At 72.1% G+C, this 21,953-nt stretch carries 22 protein-coding genes; 10 read left to right on the forward strand and 12 right to left on the reverse strand.

The window, feature by feature from the left end:
- Nucleotides 1-31 precede the first annotated feature (31 nt).
- From ABZ801_RS03970 to ABZ801_RS03990, 5 genes are all read right to left on the reverse strand, one after another.
- Nucleotides 32-1,009 (reverse strand): hypothetical protein, encoded by a 978-nt coding sequence (locus ABZ801_RS03970; protein ID WP_360692417.1) that lies wholly within the window; start codon nt 1,007-1,009, stop codon nt 32-34.
- Nucleotides 1,010-1,124: 115 nt separating this feature from the next.
- On the reverse strand, nt 1,125-1,433 hold the full coding sequence (locus tag ABZ801_RS03975) for a transcriptional regulator (RefSeq protein ID WP_360692420.1): 309 nt from the start codon (nt 1,431-1,433) through the stop codon (nt 1,125-1,127).
- Nucleotides 1,430-1,867, reverse strand: coding sequence for a hypothetical protein (locus ABZ801_RS03980; RefSeq protein ID WP_344958973.1), 438 nt, complete (start codon nt 1,865-1,867; stop codon nt 1,430-1,432). The genes ABZ801_RS03975 and ABZ801_RS03980 overlap by 4 nt, the downstream gene beginning before the upstream one ends.
- Nucleotides 1,868-2,071: 204 nt before the next feature.
- A complete protein-coding gene (locus ABZ801_RS03985) occupies nt 2,072-2,719 on the reverse strand; it encodes a response regulator transcription factor (protein WP_360692424.1) in 648 nt (215 codons plus the stop codon).
- 13 nt (nt 2,720-2,732) lie between these two features.
- Entirely contained in the window at nt 2,733-4,025 is a 1,293-nt protein-coding gene (locus ABZ801_RS03990) for a sensor histidine kinase (protein WP_360692427.1), read from the reverse strand.
- Between the two features lie 205 nt (nt 4,026-4,230).
- Between ABZ801_RS03990 and ABZ801_RS03995 the strand changes: the two genes are divergently transcribed.
- Nucleotides 4,231-5,058 (forward strand): alpha/beta hydrolase, encoded by an 828-nt coding sequence (locus tag ABZ801_RS03995; protein ID WP_360692430.1) that lies wholly within the window; start codon nt 4,231-4,233, stop codon nt 5,056-5,058.
- On the opposite strand, the gene ABZ801_RS04000 is transcribed toward ABZ801_RS03995, so the two are convergent.
- On the reverse strand, nt 5,028-6,314 hold the full coding sequence (locus ABZ801_RS04000) for an MFS transporter (protein ID WP_360692433.1): 1,287 nt from the start codon (nt 6,312-6,314) through the stop codon (nt 5,028-5,030). The genes ABZ801_RS03995 and ABZ801_RS04000 overlap by 31 nt on opposite strands.
- A gap of 89 nt (nt 6,315-6,403) precedes the next feature.
- Here ABZ801_RS04000 and ABZ801_RS04005 point away from each other — a divergent pair, with 89 nt between their 5' ends.
- From ABZ801_RS04005 to ABZ801_RS04015, 3 genes are all read left to right on the forward strand, one after another.
- Nucleotides 6,404-6,781, forward strand: coding sequence for an ArsR family transcriptional regulator (locus ABZ801_RS04005; RefSeq protein WP_360692436.1), 378 nt, complete (start codon nt 6,404-6,406; stop codon nt 6,779-6,781).
- Nucleotides 6,782-7,154: 373 nt separating this feature from the next.
- Nucleotides 7,155-7,631, forward strand: a complete 477-nt coding sequence (locus tag ABZ801_RS04010; RefSeq protein ID WP_360692439.1) for a hypothetical protein — start codon at nt 7,155-7,157, stop codon at nt 7,629-7,631.
- 3 nt (nt 7,632-7,634) lie between these two features.
- Complete coding sequence (locus tag ABZ801_RS04015) at nt 7,635-8,090, forward strand: hypothetical protein (protein ID WP_360692442.1); 456 nt, start codon at nt 7,635-7,637, stop codon at nt 8,088-8,090.
- A 29-nt stretch (nt 8,091-8,119) separates the two neighbouring features.
- Here the strand turns inward: ABZ801_RS04015 and ABZ801_RS04020 are convergent, their stop codons facing one another.
- Complete coding sequence (locus ABZ801_RS04020) at nt 8,120-8,944, reverse strand: polysaccharide deacetylase family protein (protein ID WP_360692445.1); 825 nt, start codon at nt 8,942-8,944, stop codon at nt 8,120-8,122.
- A gap of 139 nt (nt 8,945-9,083) precedes the next feature.
- On the opposite strand from ABZ801_RS04020, the gene ABZ801_RS04025 reads away from it, so the two are divergent.
- Nucleotides 9,084-9,851 (forward strand): ABC transporter permease, encoded by a 768-nt coding sequence (locus tag ABZ801_RS04025; RefSeq protein WP_360692447.1) that lies wholly within the window; start codon nt 9,084-9,086, stop codon nt 9,849-9,851.
- Here ABZ801_RS04025 and ABZ801_RS04030 read toward each other — a convergent pair.
- Both ABZ801_RS04030 and ABZ801_RS04035 read right to left on the reverse strand, forming a co-directional pair.
- Entirely contained in the window at nt 9,848-10,252 is a 405-nt protein-coding gene (locus ABZ801_RS04030; RefSeq protein WP_360692450.1) for a RidA family protein, read from the reverse strand. The genes ABZ801_RS04025 and ABZ801_RS04030 overlap by 4 nt on opposite strands.
- Nucleotides 10,249-11,010, reverse strand: coding sequence for an IclR family transcriptional regulator (locus ABZ801_RS04035; protein ID WP_360692453.1), 762 nt, complete (start codon nt 11,008-11,010; stop codon nt 10,249-10,251). The genes ABZ801_RS04030 and ABZ801_RS04035 overlap by 4 nt, the downstream gene beginning before the upstream one ends.
- 95 nt (nt 11,011-11,105) lie before the next feature.
- On the opposite strand from ABZ801_RS04035, the gene ABZ801_RS04040 reads away from it, so the two are divergent.
- The 5 genes from ABZ801_RS04040 (at nt 11,106) to ABZ801_RS04060 (ending at nt 17,344) form a co-directional block, all read left to right on the forward strand.
- The gene (locus tag ABZ801_RS04040; RefSeq protein WP_360692456.1) at nt 11,106-12,365 is read left to right on the forward strand and encodes an alanine racemase; all 1,260 of its coding nucleotides are present in this window, start codon (nt 11,106-11,108) and stop codon (nt 12,363-12,365) included.
- Entirely contained in the window at nt 12,365-13,981 is a 1,617-nt protein-coding gene (locus ABZ801_RS04045) for a D-aminoacylase (protein ID WP_360692712.1), read from the forward strand. Before ABZ801_RS04040 ends, ABZ801_RS04045 begins: the two co-directional genes overlap by 1 nt.
- A gap of 68 nt (nt 13,982-14,049) precedes the next feature.
- A complete protein-coding gene (locus ABZ801_RS04050) occupies nt 14,050-15,468 on the forward strand; it encodes a gluconate:H+ symporter (protein ID WP_360692459.1) in 1,419 nt (472 codons plus the stop codon).
- Nucleotides 15,469-15,570: 102 nt separating this feature from the next.
- The gene (locus ABZ801_RS04055; RefSeq protein WP_344959001.1) at nt 15,571-16,146 is read left to right on the forward strand and encodes an RNA polymerase sigma factor; all 576 of its coding nucleotides are present in this window, start codon (nt 15,571-15,573) and stop codon (nt 16,144-16,146) included.
- A complete protein-coding gene (locus tag ABZ801_RS04060) occupies nt 16,139-17,344 on the forward strand; it encodes a CU044_5270 family protein (protein ID WP_360692462.1) in 1,206 nt (401 codons plus the stop codon). The genes ABZ801_RS04055 and ABZ801_RS04060 overlap by 8 nt, the downstream gene beginning before the upstream one ends.
- A 291-nt stretch (nt 17,345-17,635) precedes the next feature.
- Here the strand turns inward: ABZ801_RS04060 and ABZ801_RS04065 are convergent, their stop codons facing one another.
- Genes ABZ801_RS04065 through ABZ801_RS04075 form a run of 3 tightly spaced genes read right to left on the reverse strand, consistent with a single transcriptional unit; the run spans nt 17,636 to nt 21,899 of the window.
- Nucleotides 17,636-18,484, reverse strand: a complete 849-nt coding sequence (locus ABZ801_RS04065) for a helix-turn-helix transcriptional regulator (RefSeq protein WP_344959005.1) — start codon at nt 18,482-18,484, stop codon at nt 17,636-17,638.
- Between the two features lie 41 nt (nt 18,485-18,525).
- Nucleotides 18,526-20,217 carry an AMP-binding protein gene (locus ABZ801_RS04070; protein ID WP_360692467.1) on the reverse strand — a complete coding sequence of 564 codons (1,692 nt, stop codon included), beginning with the start codon at nt 20,215-20,217 and terminating at the stop codon, nt 18,526-18,528.
- Nucleotides 20,214-21,899 (reverse strand): AMP-binding protein, encoded by a 1,686-nt coding sequence (locus ABZ801_RS04075; RefSeq protein WP_360692470.1) that lies wholly within the window; start codon nt 21,897-21,899, stop codon nt 20,214-20,216. Before ABZ801_RS04075 ends, ABZ801_RS04070 begins: the two co-directional genes overlap by 4 nt.
- Nucleotides 21,900-21,953: the final 54 nt, after the last annotated feature.

The following is a 21,953-nucleotide window of genomic DNA, read 5'->3' on the forward strand; positions in this document are numbered from 1 at the left end:
CGTCTCGGCAGGCGGTGTTGGGGTGTCCTGTTCAGGGGGTGGGGAGGTGGCAGGAGCGTCCCTGGGGGAGTTGCCGGAGTTGGGCCGCTGCTGTGGGGAGGTCGTGCAGTGTGTCGACAACCGTGCCCTGGCGCAACTCGGCCAGCGAGAGGACACCGCACAGGAGGCCGTCTCGATCTCGCACGACGACCAGCGGCCCCAGTTGCATGCCCCCGGGCTCCAACGAGCCCAGGCAGGTCAGCATGTCACGGGCGGCTTGCAGCGACGGCTTCGGAGAACGTCTGTCGTCCGCACCCGGCATGTGATGGGCGGCTTCCAGCGGCTCTCGATTTCCGTCCCGGGACGTTTGCCGGCCGTCATGTTGTCCAGGCGAGGTCTTGTCGGCGGCCTGCAGCGCATGGCGGTCGAAAGGGGTGGTGCGGAGGGTGTGGAGGAGGTCGAAGAAGTCGCGTTCCAGGGCGCGAGGGCTGCGGCCTGACAGGTAGTAGCGGGTGCCGTCGTCCAGGGGGGTGCGCAGTTCGACGCGCAGGCCGAGGTGGTGGGCGAAGCGTTCGTAGGCGTCGGCGAGGTCGGGGCGGGACGGGGTGAGGGTGCCCGCGACGGTGTCCACCGGGTCGGCGCCCAGGGAGGCGGCCACCGCCTGGTCGAGGCGGGTCACCAGGTGGCCGCGTAGGCGGGCGACTTCGCCAGCGAGCTGGTCGACGGTCTCGCGCTGTTCCGTCAGGCGGGCGGTGACCTCGGGCAGCATGCGGTCGTTGATCTGCGCGATGAGGGAGCGGATGCGCGCGTCGGTGTCCTGCAGCGCCTGGTCGTGGGTCGTCTGGCCGTCGGTGAGCCGGTCGACGTCGGTGCGCAGGCGTGTCAGGTCGTCGCGGGTGTGCTTGAGCGCCGACAGCTGGGTGCGGATGTCGGCGATCTCTGGTGCGGACGACGGACGCCTGCGTTCGAAGGCCAGATACAGCTCGCGGCCGGCGATCGCCAGGCAGAGCAGGACGAGGATCGCGGTCATGGCGGCCCCCCAAAGGGCTTATCTCGCCTGCAAGATAGTGCACCATCTGCCGGCCGCGACAGCCCGAAACCGCGGCGGGGCCCGTTCTGCCTGGCAAAATTTACGGTCGGGGCGGTCAGGCGGACGCGCGTGCGCTTTCGGAGATGGCCTGCAGTGCCGCGCAGTGCGCGGCGAACGCCTCGCGTCCGCGCGCGGTCAGTGACAGCCAGGTGCGCGGGCGCTTGCCCACGAATCCCTTGGTGACCTTGATGTAGCCCGCCTTCTCCAGCGTCGCGGCCTGCTTGGACAACACCGAGTCGCTGACCTCGACGGTGTCGCGCACGTACGCGAACTCGGCCTTCTCGGCCGCCGCCAGCACCGCCACGATGGAGAACCGCACCGGCGCGTGGATGACCTCGTCCAGGTCGTGGCGCGGATGGTTCACGACGCCTCCGCGATGCGCTTGTGCGTCAGGTAGGCCGACACCAGTCCGGGCGACGCGACCACCACCGCCCCCGGCAGCCACCAGGCGAGCCGCCCGTCGAACCACGTGACGCCCACGGAGAGCACCAGGCCGTAGAGCGCCGCCCAGGTAGCGATCATCAAACTGTGCGCCCGGGCCATGCCGCGGTGCGCGACGGGTTGCCGTGCGGCGTAGACGCTGAGGAGGGTGATGACGACGCCCCACACGCCCACGCTGACGCCGATGCCGATCGGCCCGTCGATCACCCCGAGCATCAGGACCACCAGGAAGGAGGCCACCCCGTAGCCGAGCTGGTATCGCACCAGCCAGCGGCCGTGCCGCCGCACCGCCGTGCCGAGCCGCTCGGCCTGCTCCAGCGCGGCCGCCGCGCCCGCCGGGTTCATCTCGCCGATCATCGTGCCTCCCCGTCTTGTCGACTGGTCTCAGTATGGCAAGTACTTTCCAGAGTGGCAAGTAGATGCTCGGGTGGAAACAGGATGGACGGGTTCGGTTCGCCGGGGACGGTCGCTGCGATCGGGCGCAGCCCAGCAGGTCAGCAGGTCAGCAGCCCAGCAGCCCAGCAGGTCTTCGTGGCCGGCTGGTGGGGGAGACGCGACAGGTCAGCGGCTGTCGAGGTAGGTGAGGACGGCCAGGACGCGACGGTTGTCGTCGTCGGACACCGTCAGGCCGAGCTTGCCGAAGATGTTGGCGGTGTGCTTGACGACCGCGCGTTCGGTGACGACGAGCCGTTGGGCGATCGCGGCGTTGGAGCGGCCCTGCGCCATCAGCTCCAGCACCTCGAGCTCGCGGGGGGTCAGCCGGGCCAGCGGGTCGTCGTCGGCGCCGCGGGCGACCAGACGCGAGATGACCTCCGGGTCCATCGCGGTACCGCCGGCCGCCACCCGCCGTACCGCGTCCACGAACTGGGCCGCGTCGAACACCCGGTCCTTCAGCAGGTAGCCGATGCCGCCCGTCCCGTCGGCCAGCAGCTCGCGCGCGTACAGCCGTTCCACGTACTGCGACAGGACGAGCACCGGCAGGCCGGAGACGTGGCGGCGTGCCTCCAGCGCGACCCGCAGTCCCTCGTCGGTGAAGGAGGGCGGCAGCCGCACGTCCACCACGGCCACGTCGGGACGGTGCTCCAGCAGCGCCTTGAGCAGCGACGGGCCGTTGTCGACCGCGGCGGCGATCTCCAGGCCGCCGGCCTCAAGCAGGCTGACCAGGCCCTCCCGCAGGAGAGCCTGGTCCTCGGCGAGCACCACCCGCATCAGCGGGCCACGCTCACGTCAACGTGCACGGCAGCTCCATCGTCACGATCGTCGGGCCGCCCACGGGCGAGCTGAGGGCGAGGACGCCGTCGAATGTACCGAGTCGGCGCTCGATGCCGCGCAGTCCCGAGCCGTTCTCCGGGGACGCGCCGCCCCGCCCGTCGTCGGTGATCGTGACGCGCAGCATGCCGCCATCGTGCCGCATCTCCAGCCAGACCCGGTGGGCGCCCGAGTGCTTGACCGCGTTGGTGAGGATCTCCGAGACGGCGAAGTACGCGGCCGACTCCACCGGCGGTTCGGGACGTCCCGCCAGCTCGATGTCGGTCTCCACCTTCAGCGGCAGGTCCAGGGCGAGGGCGCGTACCGCGTCGGCCAGGCCCCGGTCGGCCAGCACGGGCGGGTGGATGCCGCGCACCAGGTCGCGCAGTTCGCGCAGCGCCGTCGCCGACGACTCGCGCGCCTCGGCCAGCAGGGTCCTGGCCTTCTCCGGGTCCTTGTCGAGCAGGTGCTCGATCGCGCCGAGGCTCATGCCCATGGCGACGAGCCGGGCCTGCGCGCCGTCGTGCAGGTCGCGTTCGATGCGGCGCAGTTCGGCGGCGGAGGTGTCCACGGCGTCCGACCGGGTCTCGGTCAGGTGCCGGACGCGCAGCTTGAGCCGCGACGCCTCGGTGGGGCCGAGCAGCACCCGCCCCCACCGTCCGTAGACGTTGAGCAGCTTCGGCCCGGTCAGGAAGCCGATGACGACGAAGACCGTGCCGAGGACCGCGGTGGCCGCCTCCACGGAACCGTCGACGGCACGCGAGCCGCCGATCTGGACGAAGCCGTACCAGTCCTGGCCGCCGTGGACGGCGATGACGTCGGCCATGCCCCCGGCGAGCATCCAGCCCCACACCCCGTACAGGATGAGGGTGCCGGGGAGCGCCGCGGTGAACAGCCCCACGACCGGGTCGGCGACCAGCCACAGCAGGTCGCGCCACGTGGCCGGATCGGACACCTGCGCCCAGAGCCGCCGCGCCTGCCCCGTGAGGCCGGGCTCCGGCTCGGGCTCGGGCAGGTACGGGCGTTCGATCCGCGTGTCCGTCCACTTGTTGATCTCTTTGCGGTAGACGTCGGTCAGCGACCGCACCACCGTCAGCAGCGGCGTCAGCAGCAGCAGTCCGACGCCGAGGGTGGCGAGGGACAACGCGCTGTTGAGCGCCACCAGCAGCACCAGGCCGGGCATCCACAGCATCCACATCCACAGCCCACGCCATGGCGCCATGGCCCACTGGGCCCACCGGGTGCCTCGCATCAGTTCGCCGTCCACCGGAATCCCTCCGCATCGCCGTCTGGACTCAAGTGTCCGGCAGGACGGCCGTCGGCACAGTGTCTCCGAGCCCCGAACAGGGGGTGTACCTAGGTGCACCGCGCGCCACGCCACCGACCGCAAAGGTATCTAGACCTCCGCTTTCGTCTGGAGGGTGCCGTGCCGGGGTATCGGTCGCGGGCGTCGGAACTTGGGAGGCGGCACGATGGCGCATGTGAGGACCCGCGACGGCGAGGAGATCTTCTACAAGGACTGGGGGTCGGGACCCCCGGTGCTGTTCATTCACGGGTGGCCGTTGAACGCCGACGCCTGGGACGACCAGATGAAGCTGGTGGCCGACAACGGTTTTCGCGGCATCGCCCACGACCGGCGCGGGCACGGCCGGTCCAGCCAGCCGTTCGACGGCTACGACTTCGACACGTTCGCCGACGACCTCAACGACCTGGTCAACGCCCTGGACCTGCGCGACGTCACGCTCGTGGGGCACTCGATGGGCGGCGGTGAGCTGGCCCGTTACGTCGGGCGCCACGGCACCGGGCGGGTCGCCAGGGCGGTTCTGCTGTCGGCGATCCCGCCGCTGATGATCCAGGGGCCGGACAACCCCGAGGGGGTCCCCGAGCAGGTCTTCGAGGACATCAAGAACGGCATCCTCACCGAACGCTCGCAGTTCTGGAGGGAGACGGCCGAGACGTTCGTCGGCGCGAACCGTCCCGGCACCAGGGCCACCCAGGGCAACCAGGACGCGTTCTGGTTCATGGCCATGCACCAGAACGTCCAGGCCGGGGTGAAGTGCGTGGACGCGTTCGCCCGCACCGACTTCACCGAGGATCTGCGCAAGTTCGACGTCCCGACGCTGGTGGTGCACGGGGACGACGACCAGATCGTCCCCGTGGAAGCCACCGGCCGCAAGGCCGCCGAGATCATCCCCAACGCCACCCTGAAGGTGTACGAGGGCGGCTCGCACGGCATCGCGCTGGTGCCGGGTGACAAGGAGAAGTTCAATCAGGACCTGCTGGCCTTCCTGGAGGGCTGACCGCCGTCCCGCTCGCCGGTGTGGCTCCGTGATGAGGCGGCTGCGGGCAACGTGACCGCGCGGCGGAGGAGCACGCAGATTCCGCCGGCGACGGCGAGGGCCGCGAGGACGGCGGCGAAGACGGTCGCGCCGGTGGTCAGCCCCACGGCGTCGCTGAGGTAGCCGGACGCGACCGGCAGCAGCCCGGCGGGGACGTAGCCGCCGACGTTGAACGCCGCGTTCGCCTCGGCCAGGCGGCGCGGCGGGACGCTGGAGTTCAGCAGCGACAGCCCGCCGAGCTGCCCCATGCCCTGGCCCGCTCCCGCCAGAAGCGCGGCGGTGACCAGCGCGGCGACCGACGCGGCGTGCACGGCGACGGCCAGCGACACCATGCCGAGCGTCGTGCTCACCGCTCCGGCCGCCAGCACCACGTGCCCGCGCAGGCCGCGCACCGCGAACTGCACGCCGGTCGCGGCGGCGAACATCACGAACGCGGTCAGTCCGGCGACGATCCGGCTCGTCGTCCCGAGCAGGCCGGCCAGCAGGGACGGGCCGAGCGACAGCACGAACGACGTCGCGGTGATGCCCGGCGCGAACACCGCGACGCCGAGCGCGAGCCGCCACCCGTCGCCGCGCGGCACCCTCGGCACGCGCACCCAGGAGCCGCCGGCCGCGGACGCGGCGTCACGTGGCAGCGGCATGCGCCACACGACCAGGATCGCCGTCACCAGGAGCACCGCCTCCACGGCGAACACGGTGACGGTGGGCGCGGGGAGCGTCTCGGACAGCACGCCGGCCAGCAGCGGGCCGAGCCCGGCGCCGAGCACCATCGCGCACGAGGCGAGCAGCGCCGCCAGCCGGTGGCGGTTCGGCCCCGCCACGTCCGTCACCGCCGCCATGCCCGCGGACACGACCGCGCCCACGGCGATGCCCGTGCACAGCCGCGCGACGACCAGCGCGGCCACCGACGACGCGGTCGCGAAGACCAGGCAGGCCGTCACCGCGAGGGCGAGCGCGGGCAGCAGCACCGGACGGCGTCCCAGCCGGTCCGCGGCCACGCCGGAGACCAGCAGCGATCCCAGCAGCCCGGCGATGTAGCAGGCGAAGACCACCGTCAGCGTGCCGCGCGAGAAGCCGATGTCGCGCTGCCACAGCACGTACAGCGGCGTGGCCGCGTTCGACAGCACGAACACCGCCGTCACCGGCCAGGCCGCCAGCCACACCCACCGCGTGGGCGCCGCCCCGGCGCGTCCCCGGGCGAGCGTCGTCTCGGCCATGAGGAACCTCCCTTGTACGACTTTTTTCGAACTTAACATGCAGTACGATAGAACTCGTACAAGGGTCAAGTCGAGCCGAGGAGGGCCGCATGCGGTCGGTCGTGTCACCGGGCCCGTTCGTCGATGTCCCGGCACCGCCGGACCTGCCGGCCCCGCTGCCCGAACCGGACGTCGCCGATCTGCGCCTCGACCGCGTCATGGCGGCGCTCAGCGACCCGCTGCGCCTGGAGATCGTGCGCAGGCTGCTGCTCGAACGCGAGGAGTTCGACCACCCGTGCGGCTGGTTCGGCTTCGACCGCCCCAAGTCCTCGCTCACGCACCACTTCCGGGCGCTGCGCGAGGCGGGGCTGATCCGCCAGCGCCAGTACGGCCTCGAACGCCGCAGCCACGTCCGCGTCGACGACATCGACGCCCGTTTCCCCGGCCTGCTCGCCCTCGTGGCCGCCTGGACCCCGCCCGACGCCTGACCCTCCCCTTCCAGTAACGCGCCCCTTCCACTGACGCGACACGGACGTGGCGCTCACCGGTCGTCGCGGTGGGCGCGGCTCTTTTGCGGACGAGCCGATATGGCGTCACGGGGCGCGGTTATTGCGCGGGATCAGTGGAATCCGGCCGTGCGCGTTCTCTGAAAAGAGCAGGCCGGCGGTGAAGTAAGGCACAGGTGCGCACGAAGGAAGTAGCCAGCCCGCCGACGCCGCCTTTGGATGGAACGCGTATGTCGGATTATCGACCGTGCACGGAGGTCCAAGCATGGCGGTGGGCACGGCCCCGGCCAGTCGTTTCCAGACTGGCCTCGGCCCTCTCAACAGGCGCTACCATCGGGGCGCGCTGAGCCTGTTCATGGTGGTCGTGATCGCGCACTGGGCGGAGCACATCGCCCAGGCCATCCAGCTCTACGCGCTCGGCTGGCCGTTGAAGGAGGCGCGGGGAGTTCTGGGCCTGCCGTTCCCGTGGCTCGTCACGTCCGAATGGATGCACTACGGTTACGCGCTCGTCATGCTCATCGGCCTGATACTGCTGCGGCCCGGTTTCACCGGCAGGTCGAGGACGTGGTGGAACATCTCGCTGGGCATCCAGGTCTGGCACCACTTCGAACACCTGCTGCTGCTCATCCAGGCGATCACCGGCTCCTACCTGGCGGGACGCGCCGCCCCGACGAGCATCATCCAGCTCCTGATCCCCCGCGTCGAGCTGCATCTCTTCTACAACGCGATCGTGTTCGCGCCCATGGTGGTCGCGATGTACCTGCACCGGAAGCCGAACTCCGCCGAACGCGCGCGCATGCGCTGCGCCTGCGCGGTGGAAGCGGGACGGTAAAGGATGGCCCGTCGGCGGCCGTCCCACCTGGGCACCGTGCTGTTGCTGCTGGCGGGGGCGTATCTGCTCTACCTGAGCGTGCCGAATGTCGCCCCCGCCGTCCGGGCCGCGAAAGCCGACGGCACCCCGGGGATGTTCACGGCCCAGCGGCTGCAGTGCATAAGTCATCCCGGGCACGAAAGCTGCAGTTGGACGGGTGAATTCCGCTCCGACGACGGGACGATCCGGCGAGCGGACGTCTCCCTCTACGGCAGCGGACGGAATTCGCTTCACGAGGGCGAGCGGACCAGGGCCTTCGACATCGGCCGGGAAAGCCGCGTCTACGGCCCGGACGGGTCGCGTGAATGGATCTCCATCGCGCTCATGATCCTGGTCGGCGCGGCGTTCTTCGTCTTCGCTCTCGTCCGGGTGCGCCGCCGAATCACGACGCCCGCCCGAGAAAGCGTGCCCGTCCCCTGAAACACCGCGCCTGCACTCTGCGGGGACGGTCAGAGGGCGACGAACGTCAGGCCGCGTTTCTTCAGGGCGGGAATGGCCTTGCGGAGCGCCGCCACGGTCTGTGAGCGGTCGCCGCCGCCGTCGTGGCACAGCATGATGTTCCCCGCCTTGGAGCCGACGAGCGTCCTGCGGATGCGGGCCACGCCGGGACGGGTCCAGTCGCGGGGGTCGACGGCCCAGTCCACCGGCAGCATGTCGTGTTCGGCGGTGATGTCCAGGACGCGCTGTGACCAGGCGCCGCCGGGGGAGCGGAAGAACGTCGGCACGATGCCGGTCACCTGGGCGATGCGGTCGTGCGCCTCGCCGATCTCCTTGCGCAGCCGCTTGGCCGACAGGCTCGTCATCGACAGCGGATGCGTCATGGTGTGGTTGCACACCTGGTGGCCGGCGTCGGCGATGCGGCGGGCCAGGCGGGGGAACTCCTTGACCTGCTCGCCGATGATGAAGAACGTCGCGGTGACCTGGTGCTCGGCGAGCACGTCGAGCACCTTCGGCGTGTACACGGGGTGCGGGCCGTCGTCGATGGTGAGCGCGATCGTGTTCGGCGGCGGCGCCGGGGACAGGTCGGTCAGCTCGCGGATCGGGGTCTTGACCGCGGTGAGCGGGGACTGCGTCCAGGCGGGCGGGCGGGGGGTAGGGGTAGGGGTAGGCGTCGGGGTAGGAGTGGCATGGACGACCGGCCGGCCCTGGGCGACCTGGTCGGGCGGTGGGGCGGCCTTCCGGGTGGATGCCGCGCCTTGCCGGACGCCGTCGGCGCTGAGGGCCGCGAGACCGGCCGCGCCCAACAGCCACAGTGCCCTACGCCGAGAAGTCATGTTGAGTTGGATTTGCCCCACAAGCTCCACGTTAGCGGTGACCCCATGGGTCACGCCGGTGTAATCGGATCACAATGGTTTCGCCGACAGATGATCTCCTGGTGACGGGCGCGTGGCGGCGTGCGGGAGGGGGAGCGGGATGAGCGCGGCACCCTCGGTCGGCCCGCTGCTGGGGCTGGTGCTGGTGGCGCTGACGGCCGTCGCGGCGCTGCTGGTGCGGCTCGGCCGCCTCGGTCTGAGCCGGGAGGTCGCGGTCGCCGCGGTGCGCGCGGCGCTGCAGCTGGCGGCGGTGTCGCTGCTGATCGCGGCGGTGCTCGGCAACGCCGGATGGACGGGCCTGTTCATCGCCGGGATGGTGGTGGTCGCGACGGCCACGGCGGGCCGCCGCGTCACCGGGTCGGTGCGCGGCCGCGCCTGGTGGGCGGCGGTGCCGATCGTGGCGGGGGTGGCGCCGGTGCTGGCGCTGCTGCTGGCCTCCACCGTGGTCCCGCCGCGTCCGGTGGCGGTGCTGCCGATCGCGGGCATCTTCGTCGGCGGCGCGATGACCGCGACCGCGCTCACCGGGCGCCGCGCCGTGGACGAGCTGCGCACCAGACACGGCGAGTACGAGGCCGGGCTGTCGCTCGGGATGATGCCCCGGGACGCGGCGCTGGAGGTGTGCCGGTCGGCCGGGGCGCTGGCGCTCGTCCCGGCGCTGGACCAGACCCGGACGGTCGGCCTGGTCACGCTGCCGGGCGCGTTCGTCGGCGTGCTGCTCGGCGGAGCCGACCCGATCGAGGCGGGCGCCACGCAGCTGCTGGTGCTGGTCGGCCTGCTGGCGATCGAGGCGGTCGCCGTGCTGATCACCCTGGAGCTGGTGGCCACCGGCCGCCTGCGCGACCACCGCCCCGGTGGGCGGCCGGGCTAGGCCACGCAGGCGAGCGCGTCGATCTCGACGAGCATCGACTCGTGCGGCAGGTCGACGAAGACGGTGGTACGGCAGGGCAGGACGCCGCTCGGACAGTTGGCCTTGACGAACTCGCCGTACGCCTCGTTCATCGCGGCGAAGTCCTCGCGCTTGGTGAGGTAGACGCGGAACATCAGCACGTCCTCGACGCTCGCGCCGCCCGCCTCCAGGATCGCCCTGACGTTCTCCAGCACGCGCCGCGTCTGCGCCTTCACGTCGCCCGGGTGCAGGTACTCGCCGGTGGTCGGGTCCTGCGGGCCCTGCCCGGAGACCTGCAGCAGCGGCCCCTTGCGCACCCCCTGGGAGAAGACCCAGGCGGGGGCGGGCGCGCCGTCGGTGCGGATCTCGGTCTTGTCGCTCATGGCGTCGTCGTCCCTTCCGTACGGTGTCCGCAGTCGGCGGAGATGGCGCGGGTGGTGGCGAGCAGCTCGGGCAGCAGGTCCATGACCCGCTCGCGGGTCAGCACGACGTCCGGCACCGAGATGGACGCGGCGGCGACCACCCGCCCGGTGACGTCGTGGACCGGCGCGGCGACGCACCGGATGAACGTCTCGTGTTCGGCGTCGTCGACGGCGTAGCCCTGCGCGGCCACGCGCGCCAGCTCGGCGAGCAGCGCGTCCGGGCGGGTGATGGTGTTGGGCGTGTACCGGACGAACTCGATCTCGCGGACGACGCGTTCGCGGCGCGCCTCGGGCAGGTCGGCGAGCAGCACCTTGGCGATGGCGGTGGCGTGCAGCGGCATCCGCAACCCGATGCGCGAGTACATGCGGATGGCGTGCCGGGAATCGTACTTGTCCAGGTAGACGACCTCGCCGCCCTCGTACACGCCCAGGTGGACGGTCTGCCCGGTCGACTCGTTCAGCCGCGCCAGGTGCGGGGCGGCGACCCCGCGGATCTCGCGCCGCTCCAGCGCGGCGGCCGACAGCGCGAACATGCGCCGGCCGAGGTGGAAGCGGTGCTCGCCGTCGCGGTAGACGAACCGCTCGTCCTCCAGCGTGCGCAGCAGCCGCAGCACGGTCGTCTTGTGCACGCCGACGGTGGCGGCCAGGTCGTCGAGCCCGCGCGGGCCGTCACCCAGCTCGATCAGGATCCGCAGCGCCCGCCCCAGGCTCTGGCTCATCGGCCTCTCCATTGACCCCTGTCGCAGGGGATGCTACAACCGCAGCAGCATATTGTGCAATCAACGTTGCGCTATATGCAACCGAGGAGGTCAGATTGGGGAAGGCAATCGACGAGCGGGCCGTCGACGCGCTCGGGGCCGAGCGGCTCGACTGGCGGTTCAAGGCGATCCCGGCCGCGGCGGACGGCGCGACCGTCGAGGAGTACCTGCGCACCCGGCCGACACTGGACGACTTCGGCACGCCGCTGCTGACGCTGGACGCCGGGGCCCTGGACCACAACGTCCGCCTGATGGCGTCCTGGACCGAGGAGGCGGGCGTCCACCTGGCCCCGCACGGCAAGACGACCATGGCGCCCGCCCTGTGGCGCCGCCAGCTCGACGCCGGAGCGTGGGGCATCACCCTGGCCAACCTTCCCCAGCTGCGCGTCGGCCGCGCGTTCGGCGTGCGGAACGTGCTGCTGGCCAACGCGCTGCTCGACCCCGCCGGGCTGGCGTGGCTGTCACGCGAGCTGGACGGCGACCCCGACTTCACGTTCCTGTCGTGGGTGGACGCCGTCCGGTCCGTAGAGCTGATGGACCAGGCGCTGCGCGCGGCCGGCGCGTCCCGTCCCGTGGACGTGTGCGTCGAGCTGGGCGGGCCCGGCGGCCGGACGGGCGTGCGCGACGACGACGAGGCGGCGGCCGTCGCCGAGGCCGTGCGCAGGGCGCCGGCCCTGCGGCTGGCGGGCGTCGCCGGATACGAGGGCGCCCTCGCCCACGACGCCTCCGACGAGGGACGCGCCGCCGTCGAGACCTACCTGCGCAGGATGGCCGCCCTGCACGAGCGCCTCGCCTACGAGGTGGACGAGCCGGTCGTCTCGGCGGGCGGCAGCGCGTTCTTCGACCAGGTGGTGGACGTGCTCGCCGGGCTCGACGCGCGGGTGGTGCTGCGTTCGGGCGCGTACGTCGTCCACGACGACGGGTTCTACCGTTCCATCTCGCCGTTCGCGCGCGGCACCGGGCACGGCGAACGGCTGCGGTCGGCGATGCACGCGTGGGCGCGCGTGGTGTCGCGGCCCGAACCCGCACTGGCGCTGCTGGACGCCGGACGGCGCGACCTGTCGTTCGACGAGGGCCTTCCCGAGCCGCAGCTCGTCCGCGGCGCGGGCACGGCGCCCGTCGCGGACGCCCGCGTGACCGCCCTCAACGACCAGCACGCCTTCCTCCGCGACGCCGACGTGCGGGTGGGCGACGTGGTGCGGCTCGGCCTGTCGCACCCGTGCACGGTGCTGGACAAGTGGACGCTCATCCCCGTCGTGGACGACGCCGACGCGGACACCCCCGCCGTGGTCGACCTCATCCGGACGTGGTTCTGATGTCCGGCCTGCTCATCCGCGGCGCCACCGTCGTGGACGGCACGGGCGCGCCCGGCCGCGTCGCCGACGTCGCCGTCACCGACGGGCGCGTCGAGGCCGTGGACGACCGGCTGCCGCGCGGCGCCCGCCGGGAGATCGACGCGTCCGGCCTGGTGCTGGCGCCCGGCTTCATCGACATGCACGCCCACTCCGACCTGCGTCTACTGGTCGAACGCGACCACACGGCCAAGGTGAGCCAGGGCGTCACGACGGAGGTGCTCGGGCAGGACGGCCTGTCGTACGCGCCCGTCGACGACGAGACGCTGCCCGCGATCCGCCAGACCATCGCGGGCTGGAACGGTGACCCCGACGGCTTCGACTGGAGCTGGCGGAGCGTCGGCGAGTACCTCGACCGCCTGGACGAGGGCATCGCCGTCAACGCCTGCTACCTCGTCCCGCAGGGCACGGTGCGCGTGCTCGCCATGGGCTGGGACGACCGCCCGCCCACCGAGGCCGAACTCGACCGGCAACGCGACCTCGTCGCCACCGGCATGCGCGAGGGCGCGGTCGGCATGTCGAGCGGGCTGACGTACGTGCCCGGCATGTACGCCCGCGATGACGAGCTGGTCGAGCTGTGCCGCGTCGTGGCGTCACTCGGCGGCTTCTACGCCCCGCACCACCGCTCGTACGGCGCGGGGGCGCTGGCGGCGTACGCGGAGATGGTGGAGGTGTCGCGGCGGTCCGGCTGCCCGCTGCACCTGGCCCACGCCACCATGAACTTCGGCGTCAACGCCGGACGCGCCCCCGACCTGCTGCGCCTGCTCGACGACGCCATCGCGGGCGGCTGCGACATCACCTTCGACACCTACCCCTACCTGCCCGGCTCCACGACGCTCGCCGCGCTGCTGCCGAGCTGGGCGTCCGAGGGCGGGCCCGCCGCGACCCTGGCGCGGCTCGCCGACGCGGGGACCCGCGAACGCATCCGGCACGTCATGGAGGTGGACGGCTCGGACGGCTGCCACGGCGTCCCCATGGACTGGGACACCATCGAGATCTCCGGCTCCCGCGACCCGTCGGCGGTCGGCCGGACGGTCGCCGAGCTGTCCGCCGCGTCCGGCCGTCCCCCGTTCGAGGTGTTCTGCGAACGCCTGGTGGCCGACGAGCTGGGGACGACGATCCTGCAGCACGTCGGGCACGAGGACAACGTCCAGACGATCATGCGCCACCCCGTGCACACCGGCGGCAGCGACGGGATCCTGCCCCTGGTCACCGAAGCCGGCGCCGCCGCGAAGCCGCACCCGCGCGGGTGGGGCACCTTCCCGCGCTACCTGGGCCGGTACGTGCGCGAGCTGGGCGTGCTGTCGCTGGAGGAGTGCGTGGCGCACCTGACCGGACGCGCCGCCCGCCGCCTCAGGCTCGCCGACCGCGGCCTGGTCCGTCCCGGCTTCCACGCCGACCTCGTGCTGTTCGACCCCGAGACCGTCCGCGACACCGCCACCTTCGACGCGCCACGGCGGCGTCCCGAGGGCATCCCGTACGTCTTCGTCGGCGGCGTCGCGGTCATCGACGACGGCTCCCACACCGGCGCCCTGCCCGGCCGCTCCCTCCGCCGCGGCCCCGACACCCTCACTCGCTGACCCCCGCTTTCTGCCCCCGGCTTCCTGACACCCGCTTTCTGGCCGCCCCCCACCAGAAGGACCCCCACATGATCGATTGGCTGCACCACGACACGGGCGGCCTGCTGCTGCTCTGCGCGGCGGCGATCGCGCTGCTGCTGTTCCTCATCATCAGGGTGCGGCTGGAGCCGTTCATCTCCCTGCTGCTGTCCGGTCTGGCGCTGGCGCTGGCCGCCGGGCTCAGCGTCGAGCAGATCGTCGGCACCGCGCTCAGCTCCAAGAACTCCCTGCTGGAGACCGGCTTCGGCGGCATCCTCGGGCACATCGCCCCGATCATCGGGCTCGGCACCATCCTCGGCGCGATCCTGGAGGCCTCCGGCGGCGCCGACGTCCTCACCCGCCGCCTGCTGCGCGTCTTCGGCGAACGCGGCGCCCCCCTCGCGATGGGCCTGGCCGGGCTGATCTTCGGCATCCCGGTCTTCTTCGACATCGGGATCTTCGTGCTCGCGCCGCTGGTCTACATCACCGCGCGGCGGGGCGGGCGGTCGCTGGTGCTGTACGCGATGCCGCTGCTGGCGGGGCTGTCGATGACGCACGCGTTCCTGCCCCCGCACCCCGGGCCGGTGGCCGCCGCCGGGCTGCTCGGCGTGTCCCTCGGCTGGATCATCGTCATGGGCGTGGTGTGCGGCGTCCCGGCGTTCCTGGTGGCGGGCGTGGCGTGGGGCGCGTGGATCGGCAAGCGCGTGCACGTCACCGTGCCCGAGGACTACGTGGTGGGCGAGGAGATGGCCGGCGGGGAGACGGCCGGCGGGGAGAAGGGCCGCGCCGCCGAGCGGCCCGAGCCGTCCCTCGGCCTGGTCCTGCTGGTCATCGCGGTGCCGCTGGTGCTGATCCTGCTCGCCACGTTCGGCACCGTCTGGTGGAAGGACAGCGCCGCGCTGCCCACGCTCACCTTCCTCGGCAACCCGGCCGTCGCGCTCACCATCGCGGTGCTGCTGGCCATGTGGCTGCTGGGCGTGCGGCGCGGCATCCCTGCCGCCGAGCTGTCGGAGCTGGCCACCCGGTCGCTGCGCCCGGTCGGCATGATCCTGCTGGTGGTCGGCGCGGGCGCGTTCTTCGGCGCGGTCATCTCCGCCACCGGCGTCGGCAAGGCCCTGGCCGGGACGCTGTCGGACGCGGGCCTGCCGGTGATCGTGCTGGCCTACCTGATCAGCTGCGGGATGCGGCTGGCGCAGGGCTCGGCCACCGTCGCGATCGTCACCACCGGCGGCATCGTGGCGCCGCTGCTGCAGGGCGAGCACCACGGCCAGGCCCACCTGGCGCTGATCGTCATCGCCATCTCCGCGGGCTCGATCATCGCCTCGCACGTCAACGACGGCGGCTTCTGGATCGTCTCCCGCTACTTCAACATGTCGGTTCGGGACACCCTGAAGACCTGGACGGTGCTGGAGACGATCCTGTCCGTCGTCGGCTTCGCCGTCGCCGCCACACTCAGCGTCTTCATCTGACCGCTCCTCGCGGAGGCAACCGGGCCGGGGGCTTCGGGATAGAGGAGGTGTCAGCACTCCCGAGACGCGGAGGACACCCCCGATGAAGGGACTTCCCGGCCCATGGCCATGGTGAGTCATGCCAGGGACGAACGCGACGATTCGCGAATAGTCGCGGCCTCCCTCGAAACCCCCGAGGTGTTCGGCGAGCTGTTCCACCGCCATGCGCCCAGGCTCCACGCCTACGTCAAGCGACGTCTCGGCCTCCCGCTCGCCGACGACCTCGTGGCCGAGACGTTCACCACGGCGTTCCGGCAGCGCGGGAAGTTCGACGGACGGGCCGAGTTCGGCGCGTGGCTGTGGGGCATCGCGAGCAATCTGATCGCCAAGCACCACCGGCAGGAGACCCGCATGTACCGGGCGTTCGCCCGGACCGGCGTGGACCCGGCCGAGGACGGCGTCGCCGACCTGGCCAGCGACCGTGCGTCGGCCGCGGCGCTCGGCCCGCACCTGGCCAGGGCGCTGGCGTCGCTGAGCGCCCAGGAGCGTCATCTCGTCCTGCTGCTCGCCTGGGGCGACATGTCGTACGCCGAGATCGCGGCGACGCTCGGCCTGCCCCTCGGCACCGTCAAGGCCAAGATCCACCGGGCCCGGACCAAGCTCCGCAAAGCCCTCCCCCAGGAGAACAACGATGGATGAACTCGACGCCCTGCGACAGATGCGCACCGCACTGGCCGAGGAGGAGCCCCCCGAGCGGATCGCCCTGCGCACCGGCTGGCGGCCCGACGCCGCACCGCCGCGCCGCCGCCGTCGCAACTGGCGGATCCCGCTGGTGAGCGTGATCGCCGCAGGCGCGGCCACCGTCACCGCCGTCTCCCTGATCTCGTCCGGCGGATCGTCGGGCCGAACCAAGGGGCCGGGCGGCCAGGGCACCGTCCCCCTGTCGGGAAACGTGTTGCTGGTGGCCGCGTCCAACGCGGAGAAGGCCCCGACCGGCCGGTACTGGCACACCGAGACCGTCATGGGGCAGATCTACGGGGTCGGCAAGAGCGCGGCCGACCATTACAAGGTCGATTCGCGGCAGCGGAACGTCGTGTGGGTCGGCCCGGACGGCTCGGCGAACTGGGCGCACGTTGACCTGGCGGGCCGTCCGTTGACGGCCGAGGACATGCGCAGGTGGCGGCAGGCCGGGTCCCCGCAGACGGTGGAGGTGCCCAATCCCGATGGGCCCGAGCAGGCGGTCGTGTTCATGAACGCGCCCGCCCCGGGGAACCGGCTGCCCATGCGGCCGACCGACGCCGAGTACTTCGGCATGTCGGTCAAGCAGGTGGCCGGCCTGCCCACCGACGCCGAGGCGCTGGAGAAGGCCCTGCTGAAACTCAGGGGCAACTGGCACGCGTCCTCCTCCAGCAACAGGCAGGAGCCCATTGGCGCCCTGCGCGGTGAGGAACGCACCCGTGCGCTGAGCGAGGTCGCCGGGACGCTGCTGTCCAGGGCGCCCGCTCCGCCGCGCGTACGGGCGGCGGCGTTCCGGATGCTCGCCGCCCTGCCCGGCGTCAAGGCCGAGGGCACGGCGGCCGACCCGATGGGCCGCCCCGGAACGGTGATCTCCCTGCCGCTGGAGACGACCATGCCGCTCGGCCTCTACACCGCGCCCAAGCAGCTCGGCACCTACCGGCGGCAGTGGATCATCGATCCCGCCGAAGGAAGGCTGCTGGCCATCCGCGATCTGGTGGCCACCCCACCGCGAGGCAGCCGACCGCTCCCGCCCGGGGACAACGGCAAGCCCCGCACCCTGAAGGTCGAGGACATGCCCGACCGCTTCCACAAGCCGGGCGAACTGGCCTCCTACGAGGTCTTCGAGACCGCCGAATGGACCAACACGCCACCAAAGTGACCACCGCGCCCCGGTGAGGCACGGCAGCGGCGGCGGTCCTGCGGGCCGCCGCCGTGTGTCGGGTCTTACGAACACAGGTGTTCGTAAAAGTGTTAGCTTCGTGGACGTACGATGGCGGGCGCCATGGGGGCACCCATGGCCGTCGCCGAGCGATCGAGGCCCGGCGCGGGCTTGGCGACCGCAGGCCGGCAGCACGCCGCGGGGGCCGAGCTGTTCGGTCACCGTGGACGCCGTCACCCCGCAGCGCGTCGCCGGGCCGCTCGATCTCACGGACCTGACGGCCCGGCGCGGTCAGGGAAGCAGACCCGCGCGGCGGGCCGCGGCGACGGCCTGCATGCGGGTGTGGGCGTCCAGCTTGCGCATGGCCGAACGCAGATAGCTCTTGACGGTCTCGGGCAGCAGCCCGAGGCGCCGCGCCGCCTCGGCGTTGGTGCAGCCGATCGCCACGTACGACAGCACGTCCAGCTCGCGCGGCGACAGCGCCGGACGCGGCGGGCCGCCGGACGCGCGGGTGTCGGAACCGGCGGCGGCGAGCCGGGTGGACGCGGCCAGCAGCCGGTCGCGCAGCGCCGGGTCGGCGATCTGGTCGGCCAGGCCGCGCAGCTCGGCGTGGACGGCGCGGACCTCCTCCCAGCGGGCCGCCGTGACGCGCGGTTCGTCGGCGGTGGCCTCGCGCTGCACGCGGGCCAGCGCCTCGTCGGCCGCGTCCCGTACCGCGAGGTCCTGCTCCAGGTCGCGGGCGGTCTGCACGGCGGACGCCACGACCCGGTCGGCCAGGCCGAGCGGCTCGCGCAGCGCCCCGTACAGCACGCCGCGCACCCGCCGCCGCACCACGATCGGGATCGCCATGACCGTCAGCAGGCCCTCGTGCGTCACCGGTTTGTCGTAGTCGTGGGTGATGGACGGCGCGTGCGGATAGTCGCTGACCCACATCGGCCGTCCCGTGGCCATCGCCTTGCCGCCCAGCCCGGACCCCTGCCGCACGACCAGGCCGGACAGGGACTCGGTGGTGTTGCCGACCAGTTCGCTGATGCGCAGCCGTTCGGGGCCGCTCAGCGCGCCGCCGAACACCACCGGCAACCCCGTCACCCGGTGCAGCGACAGGACGGAGGAGCGGAACGCCCCCGCGTCGTCTCCCATGTCCGCCAGCATGCCCCGACCCGCGCCGTGACCGCCAGGGTTCAGGCGTGTTCGGTGGCCGCCACGTCGTGCAGGCCGAGGATGTCGAGGGCCTCCTCGCGCATCTGCACCTTGCGGACCTTGCCGGTGACGGTCATCGGGAACTCGTCCACGACGTGCACGTACCGGGGGATCTTGAAGTGCGCCAGGCGGCCGGTGCAGAACTCGCGCAGCGACTCGGCGGTCAGCGGCTCGGCGCCGGGACGCAGCCGGACCCAGGCCATCAGCTCCTCCCCGTACTTGGCGTCCGGCACGCCGATGACCTGCGCGTCCACGATGTCGGGATGGGTGTAGAGGAACTCCTCCACCTCACGCGGGTAGATGTTCTCGCCGCCCCGGATCACCATGTCCTTGATCCGGCCGGTGATGTTGACGTAGCCCTCGGCGTCCATGACCGCCAGGTCGCCGGTGTGCATCCAGCGGGCCGCGTCGATGGCCTCGGCGGTCTGCTCCGGATCGTCCCAGTAGCCGAGCATCACCGAGTAGCCGCGGGTGCACAGCTCGCCGGGCGTGCCGCGCGGCACCGTCGCCCCGGTCTGCGGGTCGACGATCTTGACCTCCAGGTGCGGGTGGACGGTGCCGACCGTGGACACGCGCCGGTCGAGCGAGTCGTCGGCGCGGGTCTGGGTGGAGACGGGCGAGGTCTCGGTCATGCCGTAGCAGATCGCCACCTCTCCCATGCCCATCCGCTCGATGACCTGCTTCATCACCTCGACCGGGCAGGGCGACCCGGCCATGATGCCGGTGCGCAGCGACGACAGGTCGTGGGCGGGGAAGGACGGGTCGTTCAGCTCGGCGATGAACATCGTCGGCACCCCGTACAGGGAGGTGCAGCGTTCGGCGGCGACCGCCTCCAGCGTGGCGCGCGGCTCGAACGACGGCGCCGGGATGACGATGCACGCGCCGTGGCTGGTGGCCGCCAGGTTGCACATCACCATGCCGAAGCAGTGGTAGAACGGCACGGGCACGCAGATGCGGTCCTCCTCGTCGTAGCCGCACAGCTCGCCGACGAAGAAGCCGTTGTTGAGGATGTTGTGGTGCGACAGCGTCGCGCCCTTGGGGAACCCGGTCGTCCCGCTGGTGTACTGGATGTTGATCGGGTCGTCCGCGCCGAGCGTGGCGGCGATCTCGGCCAGGCGCGCCGGGTCGGCGGCGCGTCCGGACTCGGCCAGCGCCCGCCAGGCGTCGCCGCCGAGCAGCAGCACGTCGCGCAGGTCCGGGCAGTTCGGCCGCACCTGCTCGATCATGGCGGCGTAGTCGGAGGTCTTGAACGCGGGCGCGGCCACCAGCGTGCGCACGCCCGCCTGCTTGAGCACGTACTCCAGCTCGTGCACCCGGTAGGCGGGGTTGATGTTGACCAGCACCGCGCCGATCTTGGCCGTGGCGTACTGGACGATCACCCACTCGGCGCAGTTGGGCGCCCAGATGCCGACCCGGTCGCCCTTGCGCACTCCCAGCCGGTCCAGGCCCAGCGCGACGGTGTCGACCTCGGCGGCGAGCTGCTGGTACGTCCAGCGGCGCCAGGTCGGGCGGTCGACGAGCGCGTCCCGGTCGGGGAAGCGCGCCACGGTGCGGTCGAAGTTGGCGCCGATCGTGTCGCCCAGCAGCGGCGTGGCCGACGTGCCGGACGCGTACGAGAGCTCGGTCGTGTCGGCTGCGGAGGGACGACCCCCCACACTCCCCGGTGTCTTCATCGCAGCTCCTCCTCCCGGAACTCGCCGGCCGGGCGGGCGTCGGCGTCGGGATGCTTGTCGAGTTCGTCGCCCCGCAGCTGGACGCGGCGGATCTTGCCGGAGATGGTCTTGGGCAGGTCGTCGGTGAACTCCAGCAGCCGGATGCGCTTGTACGGCGACAGCTGCGCCCGGCTGTGCGCGAAGATCGCGGCGGCGGTCTCGGCGGTCGGCTCCCAGCCCGCCGTCAGCGTCACGTACGCCTTGGGCACCGCCAGCCGCACCGGGTCGGGCGACGGCACGACGGCGGCCTCGGCGACGGCCTCGTGCTCGATCAGCACGCTCTCCAGCTCGAACGGGGAGATCTTGTAGTCGGACGCCTTGAACACGTCGTCGGCGCGGCCCACGTAGGTGATGTAGCCGTCGGCGTCGCGGGCGCCGATGTCGCCGGTGTGGTAGCGGCCCCCGGCCATCGCCTCGTCGGTGCGCTCGGCGTCGCCGTGGTAGCCGACCATCAGGCCGAGCGGCCGTTCGTCCAGGTCGAGGCAGATCTCGCCCTCGTCGCCGGGCTCCCCGGTCACCGGGTCGACGAGCGTGACGCGGTAGCCGGGCACCGGGCGGCCCATCGAGCCCGGCCGCACCTGCTGGCCGGGGGTGTTGGCGATCTGGACGGTGGTCTCGGTCTGCCCGAAGCCGTCGCGGATCGTCACGCCCCACGCCGCGCGGACCCGTTCGATCACCTCGGGGTTGAGCGGCTCGCCCGCCGCGACCACCTCGCGCGGCGGAGTCCGGAGCTTGGTCAGGTCGGCCTGGATCAGCATGCGCCACACGGTGGGCGGGGCGCAGAAGCTCGTCACGCCGCAGCGGTCCATCTCGCGCAGCAGCCGTTCGGCGTCGAAGCGCGTGTAGTTGAAGATGAACACGCACGCCTCGGCGTTCCACGGCGCGAACACGTTGCTCCAGGCGTGCTTGGCCCAGCCCGGCGAGGAGATGTTGAGGTGGACGTCGCCGGGCCGCAGCCCGATCCAGTACATCGTCGACAGGTGCCCGGCCGGGTACGAGGCGTGCGTGTGCTCCACCAGCTTGGGCTGGGCGGTCGTGCCCGAGGTGAAGTACAGCAGCAGCGTGTCGCTCGCGCGGGTGGCGCCGTACGGGGCGAAGGTGTCGTCGGCCTGGTAGGCGACGTCGTACGGCAGCCAGCCGTCGACCGGCTCGCCGACCGCGACGCGCGTGTAGTCGCCCTGGATGCCGTCGAACTTGGCGGTGTCGGAGGAGCGCACGACGACGTGCCGGGCCTTGCCGCGCGCCAGCCGGTCGCGCAGGTCGGCGGGGCCGAGCAGCGGCGTCGCCGGGATGATCACCGCGCCGAGCTTCATGGCGGCCAGCAGCGTCTCCCACAGCTCCACCTGGTTGCCGAGCATGACGATGATCCGGTCGCCGCGCCGCACCCCGGCCGCGCGCAGCCGGTTGGCCACCTGGTTGGAGCGCCGCGACAGCTCGGCGAACGAGTACTTCGCCTCCGAGCCGTCCTCCTCGACGATCCACAGGGCGGGCCGGTCGTTGTCCTCGGCGATCTTGTCGAACCAGTCCAGGGCCCAGTTGAACCCCGTCAGGACCGGCCAGCGGAACTTCTCGTACGCCGTCGCGTAGTCGTCACGATGGGCGAGCAAGAAGTCGCGAGCCGCCCGGAACTCCACTGCCGCCATGCACATCCTCCTCGGTACCCGGGCCGTCACACGCCGCCCTGGTTAGGAGGATGG

Source organism: Actinomadura sp. NPDC047616, from assembly GCF_040642915.1.
Lineage (GTDB): Bacteria > Actinomycetota > Actinomycetes > Streptosporangiales > Streptosporangiaceae > Spirillospora > Spirillospora miaoliensis.